Source organism: Methanoculleus horonobensis (assembly GCF_001602375.1).
Lineage (GTDB): Archaea > Halobacteriota > Methanomicrobia > Methanomicrobiales > Methanoculleaceae > Methanoculleus > Methanoculleus horonobensis.
Window position 1 is genome coordinate 180651 of sequence record NZ_BCNY01000013.1, and the last position, 21452, is coordinate 202102.

At 63.7% G+C, this 21452-nt stretch carries 15 protein-coding genes; 7 read left to right on the plus strand and 8 right to left on the minus strand.

The annotated features are described in order from the left end of the window. Nucleotides 1-1098 carry an ABC transporter permease gene (locus tag MCUHO_RS03915; protein WP_235808154.1) on the minus strand — a complete coding sequence of 366 codons (1098 nt, stop codon included), beginning with the start codon at nt 1096-1098 and terminating at the stop codon, nt 1-3. Then, the gene (locus MCUHO_RS03920; protein ID WP_067073616.1) at nt 1099-2004 is read right to left on the minus strand and encodes an ABC transporter ATP-binding protein; all 906 of its coding nucleotides are present in this window, start codon (nt 2002-2004) and stop codon (nt 1099-1101) included. Nucleotides 2005-2488: 484 nt separating this feature from the next. Between MCUHO_RS03920 and MCUHO_RS03925 the strand changes: the two genes are divergently transcribed. Together MCUHO_RS03925 and MCUHO_RS03930 are read left to right on the plus strand one after the other, a co-directional pair. After that, nucleotides 2489-3499, plus strand: coding sequence for a DUF7490 domain-containing protein (locus MCUHO_RS03925; RefSeq protein WP_067073620.1), 1011 nt, complete (start codon nt 2489-2491; stop codon nt 3497-3499). A 1-nt stretch (nt 3500) separates the two neighbouring features. Next, nucleotides 3501-3746: a DUF5671 domain-containing protein gene (locus MCUHO_RS03930; protein WP_067073623.1), complete on the plus strand. Its 246-nt coding sequence runs from the start codon at nt 3501-3503 to the stop codon at nt 3744-3746. A gap of 7 nt (nt 3747-3753) precedes the next feature. Here MCUHO_RS03930 and MCUHO_RS13155 read toward each other — a convergent pair whose 3' ends face one another. From MCUHO_RS13155 to MCUHO_RS03940, 3 genes are all read right to left on the minus strand, one after another. Then, nucleotides 3754-3897 (minus strand): PGF-CTERM sorting domain-containing protein, encoded by a 144-nt coding sequence (locus MCUHO_RS13155; protein ID WP_161485880.1) that lies wholly within the window; start codon nt 3895-3897, stop codon nt 3754-3756. 9 nt (nt 3898-3906) lie between these two features. After that, on the minus strand, nt 3907-5823 hold the full coding sequence (locus tag MCUHO_RS03935) for a sensor histidine kinase (protein WP_067073626.1): 1917 nt from the start codon (nt 5821-5823) through the stop codon (nt 3907-3909). A gap of 240 nt (nt 5824-6063) precedes the next feature. Beyond that, entirely contained in the window at nt 6064-8916 is a 2853-nt protein-coding gene (locus MCUHO_RS03940) for a PAS domain S-box protein (protein WP_235808155.1), read from the minus strand. Nucleotides 8917-9182: 266 nt separating this feature from the next. Between MCUHO_RS03940 and MCUHO_RS03945 the strand changes: the two genes are divergently transcribed. Beyond that, entirely contained in the window at nt 9183-11117 is a 1935-nt protein-coding gene (locus tag MCUHO_RS03945) for a heavy metal translocating P-type ATPase (RefSeq protein ID WP_067073630.1), read from the plus strand. A gap of 34 nt (nt 11118-11151) precedes the next feature. Here MCUHO_RS03945 and MCUHO_RS03950 read toward each other — a convergent pair whose 3' ends face one another. Then, on the minus strand, nt 11152-12015 hold the full coding sequence (locus MCUHO_RS03950) for a cupin domain-containing protein (RefSeq protein ID WP_067073634.1): 864 nt from the start codon (nt 12013-12015) through the stop codon (nt 11152-11154). A gap of 62 nt (nt 12016-12077) precedes the next feature. After that, nucleotides 12078-14492 (minus strand): sensor histidine kinase, encoded by a 2415-nt coding sequence (locus tag MCUHO_RS03955; RefSeq protein ID WP_067073637.1) that lies wholly within the window; start codon nt 14490-14492, stop codon nt 12078-12080. Nucleotides 14493-14861: 369 nt separating this feature from the next. Between MCUHO_RS03955 and MCUHO_RS03960 the strand changes: the two genes are divergently transcribed. The 3 genes from MCUHO_RS03960 (at nt 14862) to MCUHO_RS03970 (ending at nt 18293) form a co-directional block, all read left to right on the plus strand. Further along, nucleotides 14862-16898 carry a copper-translocating P-type ATPase gene (locus tag MCUHO_RS03960; RefSeq protein WP_067074506.1) on the plus strand — a complete coding sequence of 679 codons (2037 nt, stop codon included), beginning with the start codon at nt 14862-14864 and terminating at the stop codon, nt 16896-16898. 97 nt (nt 16899-16995) lie between these two features. After that, on the plus strand, nt 16996-17844 hold the full coding sequence (locus MCUHO_RS03965; RefSeq protein WP_067073642.1) for a hypothetical protein: 849 nt from the start codon (nt 16996-16998) through the stop codon (nt 17842-17844). A gap of 92 nt (nt 17845-17936) precedes the next feature. Continuing rightward, a complete protein-coding gene (locus MCUHO_RS03970; RefSeq protein WP_235808156.1) occupies nt 17937-18293 on the plus strand; it encodes a type II toxin-antitoxin system PemK/MazF family toxin in 357 nt (118 codons plus the stop codon). A 566-nt stretch (nt 18294-18859) separates the two neighbouring features. Here the strand turns inward: MCUHO_RS03970 and MCUHO_RS03975 are convergent. Continuing rightward, the gene (locus MCUHO_RS03975; RefSeq protein WP_067073654.1) at nt 18860-20608 is read right to left on the minus strand and encodes a PAS domain S-box protein; all 1749 of its coding nucleotides are present in this window, start codon (nt 20606-20608) and stop codon (nt 18860-18862) included. Nucleotides 20609-20846: 238 nt separating this feature from the next. On the opposite strand from MCUHO_RS03975, the gene MCUHO_RS03980 reads away from it, so the two are divergent. After that, the gene (locus tag MCUHO_RS03980; protein WP_235808157.1) at nt 20847-21434 is read left to right on the plus strand and encodes a nitroreductase family protein; all 588 of its coding nucleotides are present in this window, start codon (nt 20847-20849) and stop codon (nt 21432-21434) included. The last annotated feature ends 18 nt before the right edge of the window (nt 21435-21452 follow it).

Genomic DNA, 21452 nt, shown 5'->3' on the forward strand with positions numbered 1-21452 from the left:
TCACCTGATATCCATCCGCATGAACTTCACGTAGGTCGCGGCGAAGAAGGCCGAGGGGAAGACGATCAGCGCGGCGATGTTCATCCAGACCTTGCCAAGGGCACCGGCAAGGCCGGGCTTCTCCTCGGGTGCCGTGTCGTAAGGCGACGCGATCATCGAGGAAAGCTGTGGATTCGTCACCGCGATCGCGACGGTGTAGTAGTTCGTCTGCGGCGAGAGGAGGTTTGAGATATCGCTGATGAATCTCTGTTTCTCGATGTAAGTCTTCATCTCCTCTTCATATGCCTTCCACTCCGGGTCCTCGGCTCCGCCGTATATCACGCTCTGCGCAACGGTGGTGGTAGAATACCCATTGCTGCTCGCGACCCGAACGACTTCTTTGGGCATGGGAGCCATCTCGGGCGGCTCGGGCGGGTCGCCCGCGAAAGCGTTAGCGGCCATCGCCCCGAACATCGGAAGGAGCGAGGAGACGGCGAAGAAGATCACCAGGGTGTAGATCAGCGCGTTCCCGCTCTCTTTTGCAGCCGTCGACATCATGAGCGCGACGGCGAAGTAAGCGAGCAGGAACCCGAGCGAGACCGCCCCGAAGATCAGGATGCCGGCGAACTCCTCCAGCGTCGGGACAACCGAGAAGATGAGGAGCATGGCGATGGCGATGGCAAGCGCAAGCGCCATGGCGAACCCGAGCGCGCCGACGCCCCCGAGTGCCTTGCCGTTGATGATCTCGTCGCGGTAGACCGGGTGCGAGAGGAGCGACTTCAGCGACCGTGTCTCTTTCTCCTTTGAGACCAGGTCGAATCCTATCGCAATGGCAAGAATGCCGCCGAGCATCGTCATGTAACTCATCATGGAGATGAAGACGTACATGATCGAGGGTTTCTGGGGCATCCAGCTCGTGTAGGGGTCGTCGAACTCTTCCATCTGCCGGAGTTGCTCGGTATACGCCTCCAGGCTGTTGTTATACTGTTCGATACCATCGTAGATGCTGATCGTCGATATCACGAGGAGCAGGCCGAGGATGATGGCAAAGCGCCTGCTGGTGATGTGGTCGGAGAACTCTTTTCTTGCTACGTTGAGCAATCGGTCAAGTGCCATCATCTACCTCCGGTAGGCCGCCATGAAGACGTCCTCGATCTCGGGCTCCTCAAGGCGCATCTCGCGAACGTGCAGCCCCTGCTCGAAGAGGGATGCGGCAAGCCGGTCACGGATATCGGCCTTCGCCCGGACAACCGCACGGTTGCCGTTTCCTTCGACGGAGAGGATCGCGGGGTCGTCGATCGCCGGCAGGTGCTCCCGGGTCTCGACGACGATCCGGACGGCATCGCCGTCTGCGGGTGCCAGCGCCCGGGCGACCTCTTCGAGCGTCCCCTGCGCGGCAAGTTTTCCTTTCGCGAGGAGCCCCACCGTCCGGCAGACCTCCCTGACCTCCGAGAGGATGTGGGAGGAGACGAAGATCGTCTTCCCTTCGCCGGCGAGGTGGGTGACGAGTTCCCGGTACTCCCTGACGCCCTCGGGGTCGAGGTTTGCCGTTGGTTCGTCGAGGAAGAGCACTTTAGGATCGTTGATCAGCGCCTGGGCGAGCCCGAGCCGCTGCTTCATGCCGCGGGAGTACTCTCCCGCCTTCTGCGTGACGCCGTCGAGACGGACGAGTTCGAGCAGTTCGGCGATCCGCTCCTTTCTCGCTTTCGCATCCATCCCGTAGAACCGGGCGAAGTAGTCCAGGTTCTGCTCGCCGGTCATGTTCCCGTAGAACCCGACGTCTTCGGGGAGGTAACCGATGATCTCCTTCACCTTCAGGGGGTCTTTCGCGACCTCGATACCGTCGACGAAGCACCGGCCACCGGTGGGCTCGATCATGCCGGTGAGCATCAGGATCGTCGTGCTCTTTCCCGCTCCGTTCGGGCCGAGGAAACCGAATATCTCGCCTTCCCCGACCACGAGATCCAGGCCGTCGACGGCTGATTTTCCATTGTATACTTTCGTGAGATTCTCCGTTCGTATCATTTCACACCCCCGCCAGGGTCGGTTTGGCGGCGTCCTACTGCAGACTACGACACCCTCTTATTAACGTTTTCTGTGACAATCGTCTACACTTCGGGAAGGGATGGCGATTTCAGCCTCTATGGTTTTACGATTACTCCGGCAGAGTCCTGAGATACGCCGTGAATCGGACGCTGGACTGCGTATCAGCCCTCGCGCGGCACCAATCATAAGTCCTGCAGCGACGTCCCCCGAGGATACGGGTCATTCTCGATCCTCGATTTGGCGTTCGGCGACAGAGTATAGGGAGGATTGGGAGATAAGGCGATGGTAAACTACGAAAAAAATCGAACCTACCCATGGCAGGCATTCGAGCACCGGCAGGGCGGGGGGCTTCGATAACGGGTATCCACAGCCGCCCGACCGCCCTTCTTCCTCAAGACCCCCGGGGAAGGGTCGCAATGCAAAAACCTTTTCTTCCGCCGGCCTGAAGGTTCTCTTGATTGATATGAGAAGGTTATTCGGTGCGGCAGCGGTCGCCGTGCTCCTTGTCCTGGTGCTCGCGGCGGGATGCATGTCATCCCAGCCACCGGCAGGCTATGTGACGATTCGGAGCGTCGATGTCAGCATCCCGGACGGCCAGCCGCCGTCGAACGTCACCCGGGTCGTTGCGGTCCCCTACCTCGACGCGGTCTACGACGACGTCGACGGCGTCGACCTGCAGGTCATTGCAAAAGAGGCAGGGACGGATATCGTCGTCGAGGAGACGGTTCTCTCCATCGGCACCCTGACATCGGGGAAGACCACGAAGAAAGAGATCACGCTCACGCTCGAGAACGGCCGGGGTTACGATATCTGGGTGACGATCTGGCAGGACGGGCGTATGCGGGAGTCGGGTTCGGTGAACGTCTTCCTCCCCGACAGGACGGTCGCTACGCAACGACTGGCCTACTCGCTCCTCACCGTCTCCGCGATCGACGTCATGACCCCCGAGATCGACGCCGACCCGATCACGCTCGAGATCATCACCGGGATCGCAAACAGCGGCGGTTCTTCCGGGAACCTCATGATGGAGATCCGGGCGGTCAACCTCCAGACGGGGATCACGGCCGTCCGCGAGTCCCGGCCGCTCGGGACGATCCCCGGTGACCTGGGCGTCGAAAAAAGGGTGAGCATCACGGTGCCGAACGGCTACGATTACGAGATCCGCATCCGGCTCGTCGAGGACGGCGCGGCCTTCGCGACCAGCACCGGCCGGATCACCCTGGCCCCACAGCCGCAGGTGATCCTCGCCGACGGTTCGGTCCTCAGCCCCACGAGGAGCACGTCGCCGGTCGCTCTCCCGTTTCCGACCCCGGCCCCGACTCCGGGGAAGCCGTCCTCCGCGCAGGTAGGCCAGTTCCGGGTGCAGAGCAGCGGTGCGCCGACGCCGACGTACTCACCCGGGTTTGAGGCCGCACTTGCCGCCGCCGGGCTCTTCGGTGCCGGAATCGCGGTGCTTGCGAGGCGGAGGAGGTAGGATGGCACCGGAGGGCCTCACCGCGTGGAGGGTTTACCTCTACGCCGTCTCGTTCATCACGCTCATCGTCGCGATCCTGGGTGCCGTGAACCTCATCGCGATCGGGATCGAGGTCTTCGTCTACCCGGCCCCCCAGCCCTACCCGGTGCCGCAGTACTACCCCGAACTCCCCGGGAGCGTGGCGCAGGTCGTTGTGGGGCTCATCGTCTGGGGTTACCACTGGATGCTGCTTAAAAAAGAGCACTGACAGGGATTCACTGCTTCCTGAGGTGTCTCGCGGCAATCAGCAGTCCCGCGGCCGCGACCGCCGCACCGAATCCGGGGAGCGGGGCTGCCGTTTTTAATGGAAGAGACTGGGGTGCCGGGGTATATGAGGGTTTCGCGGCCGAAGGAAAGATCCGGGACGCCTATTCTCTCTCGCCCTCTGCCCGCCATCCCCCGTTCGGCACGGTGATCTCGAACCGCGCCCCCTTCCCGAAGACACCGGTCTCCCGGATCGTCATCCCGGTGATCCCGAGGATCTCCGAGACCAGGAAGAGCCCGTGGCTGTGCCGCCGTTTATAGGTCTCGCGGAAGATCGCCTCCTTTTCGTCGTCAACGATGCCGGTGCCGTCGTCCTCGCAGGCGATCGTGAGATCCTGCCCGGCCTTCTCGCACGAGAACCGGATCTCCGTCACCTCTCCGCCGTGGCGGACGGCGTTGTCGATGAGGTTGTAAAAGACCTTCTTCACCATAGGGTCCGCATAGATCTCAAAGTTCCCGAGATCTGTCAGAACCCGGAGATCCGGCGGGAGGGTGAGTTCCGCGACGCTCTCCCGGATGAGGGACTCCGGCCGCTGCCAGGCGGGCTCCTTCAGGCCCATGTCCTGGTAGTCCCGGCTGAACTCGATCTGCTTCTGGATCTCGCCGACGGCGGCGTGAGCACGCTCCAGACAGGTCTGGAGCCCGGGATTCTCGTTATCCTCCCCGGCAAACTCGATGTAGGCGCGTGCGACGGTGATCTGGTTGAGGATGTCGTGGCGGGTGATCCCGGAGAGAAGGTTTAGTTTCGCGTTCGCCCGGGCAAGCGCCGCCTCGGCATACTGCTGCTCGGTGATGTCCTCTCCGGAACTCAGGATCCCGCAGACAGCGCCGTTCCCGTCACGGAGCACGGTGTTGTGCCACGCGATGATTCGCTCGCCGCCATCTACGGTGGCGACCGGCATCCTCACGCGCTCGTTCACCCCGATCTCGCCCTGCATCAGTTCCGTGAAGAGCGCACGGCAGCGCTCCCGCTCGGTCGGCGGGATGAACCGCTCGGTCCAGGGCTCGCCAACGGCCGCATCCGCCGGGCAGCCGAGAACCTCGGACGCCCGGCGGTTGATCAAGGCGACCTGCCCGCCTCTGTCGATGACGACGAAGAGGGCTCCGGCAATATCCAGGTACTGCGCGAGACGGTTCTTCTCCCGCCTGAGCCGCTCCTCGCTCGATTTCAGGCCGGTAAAGACCAGCGCGTAGGGCTGCCGGATCCCGGTCTCGACGAACGCAACGTAGATGAGCCCGAACGAGAGCACCATCAGGAGGTGGCCGATCATGTTTGAAAGCCCGTAGACGCTGATATAGAGCGTAAAGGCAAGCTCCGAGGCGATCAGCACGAGGACGGCCGCGAGCAGGTGGGCCACCACCCGGGGCGAGAATGCATTTCGCACCCGGTAGACGGCGACCGCCCCGAGGGCGAGCAGCGCCGCTATAATATACTCGCTCCAGATCTTGAACGGCGTCAGCCCCGAACCCACGATGTAGCAGTCGGGAAAGACCGGGACGACGAAGATCGAGAGGAACAGGAGCACGGTGACCCCGGCAAACGCGGCGAACACCTCCCGGGGACCGGGGTTTCTCCGGAGCAGGAGAGGCGCGGCAAGCAGCGTCCCGGCGAGGAGGTAGCGCGAGGCGATCCAGAGCTGCGTCGGGAGGTTTGCGTCGTAGCCGGCGAAGATCCCCATGCCGTCATACGCGAGGGTGTGGACCAGTTCGATGCCGGCCACGAAGAGCAGCCCGGTGCCGGCGACCAGCAGGTAGCCGTTCTCCCGCATCGTCCGGGCATTCCACGCCACGATGAAGACGCCCGTCGCGATCGCGATGGCAACGAATTCAGCGATCGTGTGGAAGAGGAGGTAACTGTACAGGCTCGTCGCCGCGAGACCGGCCAGAAGCACCGTAAGGACGATGAACGATCGCCAGATGCCGGATTCCGCGGCCCCCTGTTCTATGCGGCCCCACCGGCTCTCCGCTCCGCTCCGGGCTGCATGTGCCGACGGATCTCTTCGCATTGAGTTGCTTTGCATGGTTCTTTCCCGGCTGGGGCGAGCCCCTCGACGTTTCGCTCAAATCCCGCCCCGGGGGTGCGACGCCAGGGCCCGGAGCATCCGCCCCGTTTTCATTCTACTAATAATATATTTGATGAAACATCAATGTATTGGATACAATAACTAACAGATTTGAAATAATTCAAGAAAACGAGGAATATATTCTTAGAACCAGGAGGACGACTCCCATGCTGATTGAGATAGGCCCGGAAGAGACCGTTACACCAGTTCATTCCTCCGCAGAAACTCCCGGATGTCGCGGGACTCGACCCAGCCCTCGTCGAGCTGTCTGACGATCGCGTTGATCCGGTCAACCTGCTCCCGGATCTTTTCCGACATCGCCTCATCGTCGGCAAGATCGGCCATGCCCAGGATCACCTGCAAAGGCAGCCGGATATGATCCGCGAGAACTGCAAACTGTTCGATATTCTGCTCGATCTGGTAGAACGCCTGCAGCCGCATATCCTCGTAGCGCACCCGCTCCGAGACGTCCCGACCAACGATCTGCACGCCCACAACGAGGCCCTCCTCCACGATCGGAGACTCGTTCAGTTCGAGGAACGCCACCGACCCGTCTTTGCGGCGGAACTCGACCTCAAGCCCCTCGACCGGTTCGCCCCGGGCGATCTTCTCCCGTCCCTCCTCCCAGACGGGGAGGGACGAGGGGGCGACATAGTCTTGACACCTGCGGCCGATCAGTTCATCGGGGGTATACCCGAGGATGCGGGCCACCGCCGGGGAGATGTAGGTGATCCCCCGGTCATGGTAGCAGGTGTAGATCATATCAAAACTCCGCTGCGCAATCTGGCGGAACCGCTCCTCGCTCTCCCCGAGAGCGTTCTGCATCTCCCGCCAGTCGGTGATGTCCTCCAGCATCGCGATGACCAGGCCTCCCTCTCCGGAGTCGTGAAGCAGCGACGTGGTCAGCCGCCCCCAGACGATCCTGCCGTCCTTCGTCAGGTAGCGCTTCTCCCGGCGGATGCCCTTCCTCAGGACGGTCTCCTGGTGGAGAGAACCGGCCTCCTCCCGGTCGGGGGGGTAGATCAGGTCGTACGACCGCATACGATACAGTTCGTCCTCATCGTAGCCGAACATGCGCACGAGCGCCGGGTTCGCCTCCATGATCCGCCCGTCCGGGTCGATGAGCGCGATCCCGGTGCCCGCCTGCTCGAAGATCCCCCGGAACCGCTCTTCGCTCTTCCGCAGGGCAAGTTCCGCCTTCTTCTGCTCGGTGATCTCCTGACCCGTGACGGCCAGCATTCCGGCCCGCGGCCGGTAGATCTGCAGGTCGTACCACCGTCCGGTTCTCGGCTCCTGCAGCCGCCGCTGCACCGGGAGACCGGTCTCTGCGACCTCTCCGTAGAGAGCACGGGCACCCTCGCGGATCGCCGGGAAGATATCGAAGAGTCGCTGCCCGACCAGTTCTTCCCGGCTGCGGTCGAATACCTCGGCCGCTTTCTCGTTCAGCTCGCTGATACGGTAATCGACAGGGTTCCCTTCGTCGTCCCGGATAACCTCGTAGAGGGTGTAACTCTCGAGCATCCGCTCAAAGAGAAGGCGGTACTTCTCCTCGCTCCTCCCGATATCCTTGTTCGCCCGCATCCGCTCGATGACCCGGCCGAGCCGCCCGGCAACGGCGTCGATCAGGCGGCGTTCACCGACGAGAAACAGCGCACCGTCGTCTTCGGGCCGCGGGTGGCGGTAGCAGACCTCCACCCTCCCGGCTATCCTTCCCTGGACGACGATCGGGCTCTCCTGGCGCCAGGGGCTCTCGACAAATCCGGCCGACCGGTATTCCCGGCCGTCGACCACGATGCGGGCGGCGGCATCTTCCGGATGGAGCCAGCCGGCCGGAAGGATGACGGCAACATCGCGGAGAACCTCCTCGACCGAGTTCCCCGGCCGCTCGATGACACCGCTCACGGCATACAGCGTCGCAAGTTCCCTCACCCGGTTGTCCAGAGCGATCCGCTGCTCCCGCAACATCTCTTCGGCCCTGCGCCGTTCCGTGACGTCTTCCGCGATGACGACGAGCAGGTCGTACTGCGGCCGGTACACCTTCAGTTCGTAAAATGAGCCGGTTTCGGGGGTTGAGACCTCGCGGTACACCGTCCTCCCGGTTGCGGCAACCTGGTAGAAGAGGTCGAGCGCAGTGGTGCCGATCGCCGGAACGGCCTTCGGAAGGTCTTCTCCGACGACCTCTTCCTGCGGACGCCCGAGGCTTTCGGCGGCTTTGCGGTTGATCCAGACGATCCGGAAGCCGGCAGGGTTCTCTGAAGCGTCGCGGAGTATCTCAAGAAGGAGGCCGGCGTCCGGCATCTGGTCGAAGAGGAGGCGGTACTGGTGCCCGGTTGATGCAGCAGGAGTGTGTGCCGGTGCGATGGCCACCCCGAGCATCGCGGCGACGGCACGGACGAGGGCGTGCTCCTGCGGCACAAATGGGTCGTCGCTCCCTTCCGGCCTCTTCCGGCACTCAACCACGAGGTATGCGGGTGAACGTTCTCCCGCATCAATCCCGGCAACAATCCTCCCGGGTTCGGGAACGGCGGTTCCGGGCTCTATCCGCACCGAGACCAGCTCAGGGTGGCGGAAGCCGCCGGGTAGAAGAGCGGCCGTCTCCCGGAAGACCACGTCGGCATCGGCGCAGCCTTCTATCGCGCGGGCGACCGCGGAGAGGGTGCAGAGTTCCTTCGTCTGCCAGCAGGGTTCGTCCCGGCCGGTGACGTCGAGGTCGACCCCCGCCCAGAGTACGATCCTGCCCGCGCCGTCCCTGACCGGGATGCCCCTGCTCGCGATGGTGCGATAGCCGCCGCCAGCATCCCGGATCCGGTAGTCGCATCTCCGCAAAAGACCGGCATCGCTGCAGCGTTCCCACCGGGCGAGCACCCTCCCGGCGTCCTCCGGATGGAGGTTGTCCGCCCATGCGGAATCAGAACGCCATTCGAACGTCGTCTTCCGGAGAGCAGGCGCCACGCCGTTGGGCCCGCGGGTCCAGATCCTGCAGGGGACTGCCTCGTCGGCAGGCAGATCCCGTTTTTCCGGGGCGGGCGCGGTGAAGTCTGGTGACGGCATAGTTTAACACTGCAGGGAAGTCGGGCAGGGTGACGGAGATTGACGGCAGGCCGTCACCCGGGCATGCTGTGCTGGGGGCGATCTTCCGATCAGTTGGGTCGAACTCGTCATAATGGTTCTGCTCGGTGAAAGGGCGACCCCCATATGAGCGATCGCGCCGGCGAGATATCGTGATATACACCCGGACACCCTTTAAGTGCGAAGCAGCCAGGGTAGTATTATCATGACGGAGACTGCGCCCGAACGACCCCGGCCGGAGGCCGGTCGTGACGGAGCATGAGGAGGGGGCGTCCTGCCCCCGCTGCCGGGTCGGGGCCTCTCACGGGCAGGTCGTCGGCCGCCGGGAGATTGCGGTCTTCGGGGTCTCGGGCATCCTCCTTATCGCAGGGGTGATTGTCGGGTACTTCACCCCGTATCCCTTCGCCGGGACGGCCCTGCTCCTCGCCGCCGCGATCATATCCGGCTATGATGTCCTGAAAGCCGGATTTCTCGCCCTCATCCGGCTCCGGTTCAGCATCGCCGTGCTCATATCCATCGCGGCGGCAGGGGCGTTCCTGACCGGAAACCCCGCCGAAGGGGCGACCGTGCTCTACCTCTACGCCGTCGCCGAGTTTCTGGAGGAGTACGCAGCCGGCAGAGCCGAACGCTCGATAGCGTCGCTTCTCGATCTCACGCCGCAGATCGCCCGGGTCAGGCGGGACGGCGGCGAGGTGACCATTGCGGTCGACGACGTCGGCGTCGGGGAGATCGCGATCGTAAGACCGGGTGACACCGTTCCACTCGACGGCATCGTCGTTGCCGGCGCCTCATCGGTCGACCAGGCGGCGATCACCGGGGAGAGCGTCCCGGTGGCAAAGGAGGTCGGGGACGCCGTCTACGCCGGGACGCGGAACGTCGACGGGTACCTCGAAGCCCGGGTGACGAAACCGGAACGAGAGAGCACGATTGCCCGGGTCGCCGCCCTGGTCGCGGAGGCCCAGTCCCACACCTCTCCCACCGAAGCGTTCATCGAGCGGTTCTCCCGCTACTACACGCCGGCGGTCATCCTCCTCGCCGGCCTCCTCGTCGTCGTCCCGCCGCTCGCCTTCGGCGTCCCGTTCCTCGAAGCGTTCTACCGGGCGCTGATCCTGCTCGTCATCGCCTGCCCCTGTGCACTCGCGATCTCCACCCCGGTCTCGATGGTCTCGGGGATCACGACCGCGGCGCATAACGGCGTGCTGATCAAGGGCAGGGACTCGCTCGAGGCCGTGGGGCTTGCCCGGGTGGTCGTCTTCGACAAGACCGGGACGCTCACGACCGGGAGGCTCGAGGTGGACGGCGTGGTCGGGTTCGGGGTTCCGGAGGCGGAGGTGCTCGCCGTCGCCGCGTCGCTCGAGTCACGCTCCGGCCACCCGATCGCGGAGGCGATCCGACGGCGGGCGGAGGAGGAGGGCGCCGTCCTCTTGGACGTCGAGGAGTTCGTCTCGATCGCGGGGAGAGGCGTCCGGGGGAGGATCGGCGGTGCGGCCTACGCCCTCGGGAGCGTTGCGCTCTTCGCCGAACCCGGGGACAACGCATGGCAGGCGGCGTACGACCGGCTGGAGAGCGAGGGGAAGATCGTCGTCCTCGCCGGCACCGCCTCAGGGGTGATCGGGCTCATCGCTCTCTCGGACGTAGTGAAGAAGGATGCAGAAACGACGGTTGCCGCTCTTCGGGCGCGGGGCATCAGGACGGTGATGCTCACCGGGGACAACGAACGTGTCGGGGAGGCGGTAGCCCGCCGCATCGGGATCGACGAGTGCCATGCCGGGCTCCTGCCGGAGGATAAGGTGGCGATGGTCGAGCAGCTGATGGACCGCTACGGGCTCGTGGTGATGGTCGGGGACGGCGTGAACGACGCGCCGGCGCTTGCACGGGCGAACGTCGGGGTCGCGATGGGGGCGATTGGCTCGGACGTCGCGATCGAGGCGGCCGCTATCGTTGTGATGGAGGACGATATCTCGAGGGTCGCCTACCTCGTCGCCCTCTCGGAGAAGACGGTCTCGGTCGTCCGGCAGAACGTCGCAACGGCGCTCGTGGTGAAACTCGGCATCGCCGCACTCGCGGTCTTCGGGCTGGTCACCCTCTGGATGGCGGTGGCGTTCGGGGACATGGGGCTCTCGCTTGCGGTCATCGCAAACGCACTCAGGATAGGCCGGCTGGATACCGGCAACCCTCCATGAAACCAGAACAGGCGCCGAAAAAAGAAGAGAGGATCTACTCAAAGAGGACAGTCTTCTCCGGTGTCCACGCCGGGTCGATGAGCGAGAGGAGTCTCGTCGTCGAGTCCGCGACGTTCCGGGTCTCTTTCACCTGGTCGGGCCGGACATAGGCAGCACTCCCTGCAGGAACCCGTATCGTCTCTCCGCCGGGCGTGGCAACCTCTATCTCGCCCTCGATCACGTAGAGGAGGTCGGAAGAGCCGTTGATACCGTCATATCCAAGATACCCGCCCGGGAGGAGTTCAGCGTATGCGAGGCTGTAGCCGACCGGGATCGCCGTCTCGTTCATCAGCACCGGGTTGATGAGGGTGTAGACCGCCACGCCGGATTCGAGGCTCCACTCGATCCCTTCACGGGGATCGGCGACGACGAACGGCGCACAGTCCGTCTTCACGTCGACCGCATCGAGCTCGTCCCCCGAGATCTCGATCTCGGCCGTGTAGGCCGGCTGGCTCACGGTGAAGTAAGTGAGATCGGTATCCCCGGCCGGGGCTATCGACTGCAGCACCCCTTCCGGCAGGAGCACGGTCTCTCCCTCGCGGGCGGTCACCGTCTCGTTGTCGCAACGGATCTCCGCCGTACCGCCGAGCACGTAGACGAGTTCCGCCGTCCCGATCAGGCGGTGCGGCGGCGTCATGTTGCCCGGTGTGATGGCAACGAAGCCCATGCTGTAGTTCGTCTGGATCTGCGGCGTCTCCACACCGATGATCCCGGCGTAGGTTGCCTGGCCGTCGAATATGGGTATCGGGTCAACCGGGGCGATCAGGCTGAGACCCGCCCCCACCGAAGACTCGTCCGCGCCGAGGCATCCGGCGGAGAGGAGAATACAGACAAAGAGAAGAGCAGCAATTCGATGCATGGTAAAATGTCTGCGACAGCAGGAATAAACCCGATCGTCCGTAGCAGCATGCACGGGAGCGCTCAGGCGGAGGCATTGCCTCCACGTCCGGCTTTCCTGAGGGAGAACCGGAATGCCGCGCCCTGCTCCGGATGCCCCGGAACCCGGTCTTCGACCCACATCCTGCCGCCGTAGCGCGCGGCAAGCATCCGGCAGATCGAGAGCCCGAGCCCCTGGCTCCCCCGCCTGCCGCCCTCCCGCTCGAACCGGAAGAAGATCGACTCCTTCGCATCGTCCGGAACCCCGGGGCCGGTGTCGGCAACGGTGACGACAACGGTCTCATCGTCCGGAGCATCGACCGCCACCGTGACCTCGACACCCGGCCCGCCGTGCTTTGCGGCGTTGCCGATGAGGTTCGTGAAGATCTCGGGAAGGAGATCGTCGGCCAGGACTTCCACGGGTTGCCCGGAATACCGGATGCAGAGACCGGAAAAGTGGGCGATCTCTCCCTGGATCACGTCGTTGAGGTCTTGCCGCGTAAGGCCGTCCCGTTCCTCCTGGATCTTTCGGAGGGTGGCGACGTTTGTGGTGATCTCGATGCTCTTCCTGATCCCGTCCTTCAGTTTCCGGGCGTATCGGGCCGGATCTCCCTCGAGCTCGTCGATGAGGAGGTCGGCGTAGATGTTTGCGACGTTGTCCGCATTCCGGATATCGTGCGTAAGGATGTCGAGGTAGAGGTTCGCCTCCCGGTTCGCCACCTCAAGCCTCCGGTAGAGCATCCCCCGCACGATGCCGGCCCCGATCTCGCGACCGACGGCTTCGAGAAGCGCACGCTCGTCGCGAGAGAAGAATCCACGCTCCCGGGTCCCGATGAGGAGCGCCCCGACGACGTCGGACTCGACGACGAGCGGGATGCAGGCGAGTGCGGCAAACCCGAACTCCCGGAGAAGACGGGATCCCGGGGAGTTCAGGCCCCGATCCAGTTCAAGGTAGCACGGAAGGCCGGTGGCGATGGTATCGGCAAACGACCTTCCGAAAACGATCTCTGCCAGATCCGTGCACGTATCCGGCATGTTTCGCCGGCACTGAAGAGCGGCCTCTCCCTGTCCGGACTCGATACGGTAGATTGCGCCGCTATCGTAGCCGAGGAGATCGAGTGTCTGGTCAAGCGCCGTCTCCAGCAGTTCTCCCGGCAGATGGGTCGAAGCGGATGTGCCGATGATCCGGTTAAGCAGAAGGAGATGCCGGTTCCTCGCCTGCAGTTGCTCCTCCGCCTGTTTCCGGTGGCTGATGTCCCGCATGACGACCTGAACCGCAGGTCGGCCCTCAAAGATCGTCCGAGCTCCCCTCCCCTCGATGGGAACCGTCGTTCCGTCGAGTCTGACGACCAACAACTCGACAAGCGGCGTCTCCACGCCCTGGAGATCCCGCACGGTGATGGCCTCGATGATGTCGCGGGCATCCGGGTGGACGATATCGAGGATAACCATCCCGATCACCTCTTCCGGGCGTGAAGCCCCGAGCAGCTTCAGGCCGGCGGGGTTGACGAATATGATCCTCCCGTCACGGTGGATCAGGGTCGCCTCGGCAGAGAGTTCAACGAGAGACCGGTACTTCTCCTCGCTCTCGCGGAGTTTTGCTTCCATCTGCTTCAAGGGGGTGATGTCCTGGACAGTGGCAAGGAACCCCCGGCAGGTGCCGCCGGCGTCGATGATGGGAGTGGTTGCTATCAGCGCATGGATACGTCCGCCGCCTTTTTGAACCAGTTCGAACTCGAAGACCTCGCGCATGCTCCGGCCAAGAGTCTGCAGGTGTTCCCTCACGTCTCCGGCATCGTTCTCATCGACGAACGCGTAGACCGGCGCTCCGATGACCCCGGGGATCGAATAACCGATGATATCGGCCATCCTCTGGTTTGCGAAGACCACGATGCCCTCCCTGTCGATCAGCGCGATCCCCTCGTTGAGGTTCTCGACGAGGAACCGGTATCTGTCCTTGCTCTCCCGCAGTATCGCCTCTATCCGCCTCCGCTTTGCGGAATCCATGCCGCTTCCAGGACCTTCGACACGGGAGGCCCGGGTTTCGGGGACCGGGACGGCCCCGGGGCCGGAGGTGTCGGGAGAAAAACGAACGAGCCGGCTGCCGCGAAACCGACCTTCATGAACCGCGCGGCATGAGCAGCGGAACCATCCTTCGCCACCCCCGGGCAACCGCATCGCGCACGGGAAGTCGGCAGCAGAAGCGCGGCCGAAGAGAAATGCGGTGATCTCGGTTCTGCCCGACCCTCCGCAGATACGGGGTATCAGGGTCCAGCGGACGAAATGATTCGCGTCGGTTCCGACGGGCACGTCGTGAGTGATGCCGAGCAGATGCCGCAGATGACTGCTGATGCAGGCCACCCGGTTGTCGGGGCCGACAATAAGCAGCCCCTCGTCGAACGCATCCAGGATGCCGGAGAGTTCGAGGATATCGCCATGTGCGGGTGTGCAGTCATGCATCGGCCGGGATCACCTTCCCTTACTCTCGGAGGAGTTTCATCCCCATAGGCAGATAAAATGTTCCCGCACACACCTAACGAATTCGGCCAGAATTCAAAAGAATCTTGGCGATCCTATCGGTCTTGCGGGCAGGTTCATCCGAGCACAGGCATAATGCTGTTTCCCTGAAGTTATAAACCTGTTCATTTTCACCGGACGATATCCGTCACCCAAAGGGAGGCAGAGATGTGCCCCGACACTCCCGGGCTGTGCGCGGCCGATATATATACATCCCCAGCAAGAACGGCATCACCACCATGAACCGGTACGCACAAGGATCGGGCATGCACGATGGGGCAGCAGAAGAGCAGCGGACGGGGAGGGCATGAAGTGGGCCACGATCACGGTGAGGGCGGACGGCGGAACGAGACGGATCTAGAAGAGGCCACCCAAAAGAAGCCGCCGGAGACCCACCGGCCCGGCCATGGCTCGCACCACCACGCCCTCGAGGACTTCCGGCGACGCTTCATCGTCTCGACGATACTGACGATTCCAATCCTTCTCCTCTCGAAACCGGTTCAGGATCTTCTCGGGATCGCTATCCGGTTCCCGGGATCGGACTACCTGCTCCTCGCTCTTGCGACCGCGGTCTACCTCTACGGCGGGTGGCCGTTTCTCACCGGCATCGTAAGCGAACTCGAGGCGCGGATGCCCGGGATGATGACGCTCATCGCCGTCGCGATCACCGTCGCCTACGTATACAGTTCGGCGGTCGTTCTCGGTATCGTCGGCGAGGAGGGGTTCTTCTGGGAACTCGCCACCCTGATCGACATCATGCTCCTCGGGCACTGGGTGGAGATGCGCTCGGTTCTCGGGGCATCGCGTGCGCTCGAGGAACTCGTCCGGGTCATGCCCTCGGAGGCGCACCTTCTCCGGGACGCCGGCACGGACGACGTGCCCGTCGACCGGCTCGAACCGGGCGACCGGGTTCTCGTCCGGCCGGGGGAGAAGGTGCCGGTGGACGGCACGGTGATCGAGGGGGCGACGAGCGTCGACGAGGCGATGCTCACCGGCGAGTCGCGCCCGGTGGAGAAGCGCCCGGGTGATGCGGTCATCGGCGGAGCGGTGAACGGCGAGGGCTCGATCGCCGTGGAGGTCCGGCGGACGGGTGCGGAGACCTATCTCGCGCAGGTGATCGACCTCGTCCGAAAGGCGCAGGAGAGCAGGTCGCGGACGCAGGATCTCGCCGACCGGGCGGCGTTCCTCCTGGTGGTGATCGCCCTCTCGGTCGGCGCGGTGACGTTCGCGGCGTGGTTCGCCCTCGGAGAGGGGGCCGGATTTGCAGTGGAGCGGGCCGCGACCGTGATGGTCATCACCTGTCCCCACGCGCTCGGCCTCGCCGTCCCGCTCGTGATTGCAGTCTCGACGGCGCTTGCCGCAAAGTCGGGATTCCTGATCCGGGACCGGAGCGCGTTCGAGCGGGCAAAGGATCTCACGGCGGTCGTCTTCGACAAGACCGGAACTCTCACGACGGGAAGATTCGGTGTCACGGACGTCCTCGCCTTAGACGGCGCGACAGAGGAGGACGTGGTCGGGACGACGGCATCGGTAGAGGCGCACTCCGAGCACCCGATAGCCCGGGGCATCGTCCGGAGCGCGGAGGAACGGGGAATTGCTCCGCTCCCGGTAGATGGGTTTCGGGCGATCCCGGGAGTCGGCGTCGAGGGGAAGGCCGGGGGCCGGACCGTCCGGGTGGTCGGCCCGGGCTACCTCGCGGAGCGGGGCATCGATCCCGGGGACGGGCGGATCGAGACGCTCCAGCAGCAGGGCAAGACCGTCGTCTTCCTGCTCGAGGACGACCGTCTCACGGGAGCGCTCGCGCTTGCCGATATCATCAGGCCGGAGTCGGGGGAGGCGATCCGCCGGCTCAAAGAGATGGGCGTCCGGTGCATGATGCTGACCGGGGACAACCGCGACGTCGCCGCGTGGGTGGCGGGGGAACTTGATCTTGACGAGTTCTTTGCCGGGGTTCTCCCCCATGAGAAGGCGGAGAAGATCCGGGAGGTGCAGCGGCGCTACCGGGTGGCGATGGTGGGCGACGGGATCAACGACGCACCCGCGCTCGTCGAGGCCGATGTGGGCATCGCCATCGGGGCCGGAACCGATGTGGCCGTCGAGAGCGCCGATATCGTTCTCGTCAGGAGCGACCCGCGGGACGCGGCGGCGGTCATCGACCTCGCAAAGAAGACCTACCGGAAGATGCTCGAGAACCTCCTCTGGGCGACGGGCTACAACACCGTCGCCATCCCGCTCGCCGCCGGTGTCCTGATCGGTGCCGGGATCCTTCTCACCCCGGCCGTCGGGGCGGTGCTGATGAGTGCAAGCACGGTGATCGTCGCGATCAATGCCCGGCTGCTCCGGGTATAGACGATCGTCCACCACCGCCCGGCTAATCGATTGAACCGGGAAGCTCAATGCGGTCAAATAGGGGGGCAGGGCCAGTATCTACCGGAGGTAGACACTCATGAAACAAGATACCACGATCCGAATCTTCTCCCTCTTCATCGCCCTCATTGTGGCGGTTCCTGCCGTGCAGGCCGCCCTTGTCCTCGATGCAGGGGGCGACCGCACCGTGCTTGCCGGGGAGCCGGTCACCATCCTCGCGACCTGCAACGACACCGATGTCTTCGACGCGATGAACCTCTCGGCCTCCGTCGACTGGAGCACGGGAACGACCAGGGCGGAAGTTGTGCAGGACGACGAGCAGAACGGCACCGTCCGGGCAACCTATACTTACCCCGCCGCCGGCGCCTACGCAGTCACCGTAAAGGTCGTAAATAACGCCACTGGCGCCGTTGCCTGCGACACCCTGAACGTGACCGTCGCCCCGCAGACGGCGGAGGTGAAGGTCGCCCCGAAGACCCTGAACCAGAAGAGCAACGGTGTCATGACCGTCTTTATCAGCATCGCGGAATGGTTCGGGTTCGCCGGATCCGGTAGCGAGAACACGACGGTATCGGACCCCTCGGAGTTCAGGATAGGGAACGCAACGCCGGAGCGGGTCAACTTCTGTATGAAAGATGGCGGCACGCTCATCCTGAAGTACCGGCAGCAGGATCCCGACCTCGCCACTGGTGACGGAAACCTGACGGTGACCGGCAGCGCCGTGACGGAGAACGGAAACGTCTCGGTCGTCGGCACCGGGGCCGTCTCCGTCATCAACCCGGGCAACGGCAAAAAGATGGAGAAGGGTGACGCCGACGGGTATGCCTGGACCGCGAAGGGGAACGCGAAAGAGAAGGTGAAGAACCAGAAAGGGTTCCTTGATGCGCAGCAGAAGTCCAACGGAAGAGCAAAGGGGCAGACGCCGTAACAGCGCACCGGGGGCGGGAACGCCCCCCCTTCTCCTGTAGTCATAAGCCCGGATCAATTCTCTTATCGGTTTTCACGTCGACCGGTATGCATATGGGACGCTACGCCAGCGGCGACGTCGTTTTAGCCCCCGTGCGGATAGGGGGAGTGGGCGAGCGGAAAGTGCGCCCGGCGGTGGTCGTTTCTGCGGGAGAGAGCGGAAACCTGCTGATCTGCCCGGTATCGAGCAGTCCGTCCATCGACGGGATCTCGATCCCCCTCTCGCTCAACGACTTCGCCCGGGGCGGGCTCGACCTCTTCACCGAGAGTTACGCTCTCGCCGCACACGCCGCCACCATCCGGACATCGGACGTCGTCGGAAAGAAAGGCACGCTCCTGCCGGAGACGTTCGCCGCCATCAGGGAGGCCGTGCCGGGGGTGTACGACAAGAGGGGACGGGGACGGCGGTGAATGGGTAAAGACTACAAGTCTTGACTGGTGAGCCTCGGGTATTGTATGCGTTTCACGTAGCGAGAGATGAAGCGATCCGAGAGCGTGGAAAAATCCCAGTACAGTGGACCGTGGGAGTATCGCATGGGGGAACGACGCTCCGGAGAACGACCGTCCGCAGGACGGGAGTTTGAGCACCGAAGGTGCGAGGCGCGAACGCAGTGAGCGTGAGCACCGTTAGGTGCGAGGAGGGGCTGACGGGGAGTGCGATGGTTCGTGGAACCGGAGCTCGACCACCGTCAGGTGGGAAGGGGGGCTTGCCCCCCTCGAAACTCTTCGAGTTTCTCATGCTCGCTGCGCTCGCACTCCCCTTTGTCCCCACCCCCTTATGGCGATATCCACTGGAAATCCGTGTCATTTTAGCCGAAGGGCTTTCAAAAGCGCGATGGTTCGTAAGTGCGACTACCGTCCCGGCAAGATTTTGAGCACAGGGCGGTGCGAGTTGTGCAATTCACTGCGATCCACTGCACGGAAACCCCGGTGCAACCACGATCCTATAAAACAACCCTGAGGCCCCTAACAGCCCTTCAGAGTTCATACCGCTTCAAGAACTCCCGGATCTTCCGTGACTCCATCCATTCCCGGTCGAGCTCGCTGATCTGCAGATTGATCCGCCGGACCTGCTCCCGGAGTTTCGCCGCGACCGCCTCGTCGTCGAGGAGATCCGCGACCCCCATGATCACCTGGAGCGGGTGGCGGACGTGGTCGGCAAGGACGGCGAACTGGGCGATATTCCGCTCGGTCATATCGAACGCCTGCTCCCGGAGCCGCTCGTGCAGGATCCGCTCGGAGATGTCCCTGCCGATCACCTGGAACCCCACGATCGCCTTCTTCTCGATGATCGGCGACTCGTTCAGTTCCAGTATGGCGGTCTCCCCGTTCTTTCGCCGGACCTCGATCTTGAGCCCCTCGATCTGCTCGCCCCGGAGGACTCTCCGTCGCCCCTCTTTCCAGGTCAGAAGGCTTGTCGGGAGGATGTAATCCTCCCAATCGGTTCCCACCATCTCTTCGGGAGAGTACCCGAGTATCCGCTCCATCGCCGGCGAGACGTAGTTCAGCCCGTCGTCCAGGTACGACGTGACGATGAGGTCGAAACTCCGCTGGGCAATCCCCCGGAACGTCTCCTCGCTCTCTTCAAGCGCCGCTTCTACCTGCAGCCGTTCGATGATCCGGCCGAGCCGCTTCGAGATGGCGTCCAGCAGCATCTGCTCTTCCGGCAGGAACGGCCCTTTGCCGCCCTCGGGGATATCCGCGAGGTATCGCACCTCGATCTCACCGACCTGTTTGCCGTGGACGGCGATCGGGCTCTCCTGAGTCCAGGCTGAATCCGCCGGGTCGCCCCGGAAGTAATCCCGGCCGTCGACGGTGATCCGCACCCCGGTATAGTCCGGGTACTGCCATCCCATCGGAAGGGTATCGGCAACCGCCTGCAGGAGTTTGTCGAGCGTCATCCCGGGCGTCTCGACGAGGTGCGTGATGGTGTAGAGGCACCGGAGTTCGTCCATCCGCTTCTTCAGTTCGTGCGTCTTCTCCCGGAGCATCTCCTCTACCCGGTTCCGCTCGGTCACGTCGAAGGCCGTCCCGGCAACGCCGACGATCTCCCCGCTCACATCCCGGAACGGCTTGAGCGTCAGATCGCGGACGCGCTGTTCGCCCGCGACGGTGAACGTCACCGCAGCCCGCACGGACTCTCCCGTCTCAAGAACCCGCCGCTTGAGCGCGGAAAGATGCTCGGCGTTCTCGGGAAAGACATCCTCTTCGCGCATGCCGATGATGGACGTATCCGTAGACCCCAGCTGCTGGTTGTACGACCAGATGTAGCGGAGTTCTTCGTCCTGCACGAAGACGACCACCGGGGACTGGTCAAGCGCGACCCTGAAGTGATGCGCATGCAGATCCGCGGTGGCGTCCCGAATCTTGATGAGCCGCTGCCCGGTCACGGGGAACGCCTGCTTGCTCGATACCGAGATCCAGCGCCGGGTGCCGTCGGGTGTCCGGGCACGGCAGAGAAGAGAAGGCAGGTCCGCGCCGTTCTCAAGGACATGACGGAGCAACTGCATGGAATCGTCATCCTCGATGATCGGAAGGAAGTATGTCTCGAGGAGAGAACCGAACTCCATCCCGATGGCGTCCTTCTGCCGGATACCGAGGGTTCGTGCCAGGGCAGGGTTGTACCACCTGACCTTCCGGTCGTCGCCGACCACAAGAAGTCCGTCTTCGAGAGCGTTGAGCACCGCACTATGAAAGGGTGCCCGATCCTGGTGCGAGTCCGTCATATCTCACCGGCGCCGAAGTAAAGTCGCTGTAGTGGTTGTGCTCCGGGGAGATTAAAAAGATTGCTATCCGGTTATCAGGTGAAACCCGGGTTTTTTTGAACTCCCGGATAATTCAGCGACATCTCCGGGTTGACAAAGAAGCAGAAGGGAGGCCCGGGGAGAGGGGCTCCCGGCGGGAGGCCTGTGAGGCCCGCCTCGCCAAGGTATAAATACCGCCGGCAGGCCATAGCCGGAGTCCATGATGACGGATGCCGAATCCATCGAGATCTTCTCCGTGATCCGGGAGCGCCGGAGCGTCAGGAACTACACCGACCGGGACGTCCCGGACGAGGCCCTGAGAGCGATCATCGCTGCGGGCATCCAGGCCCCGACCGCCCTCGGGCTTCAGCCCTGGCAGTTCGTGATCGTAAAAGACCGTGCCCTGATGCGCCGGGCATCCGATTACTGTAAGCCGATCCTCATCGAGAAGATCGGCGAGGAGGGCGGAGCAGGGACGGAAGAGTTTCTTGAGGCACTCAAGAACCCCGCGTTCAACATCTTCTACAACGCCCCGGTGCTGATCCTGGTTCTCGGTGCCCGGGAAGCCGCATCGAGCTTCCTCGACTGCGCGCTCTGCGCGGAGAACATGATGCTTGCCGCCTGGGCGCTCGGTATGGGCAGTTGCTGGATCGGTTCGGCGGCTCTCATCCAGCAGAACCCCGACCTCCTTGCAGCGCTGAAGATTCCGGACGACCACCAGATCGTGGCACCGCTGATCTTCGGCTATCCTGCCCCCCTCTCACCGAAACAGGTGCGCCGGGAGCCCCGGATAACGTGGGTTCCCTGAGAATCCGGGTTCGCCGGC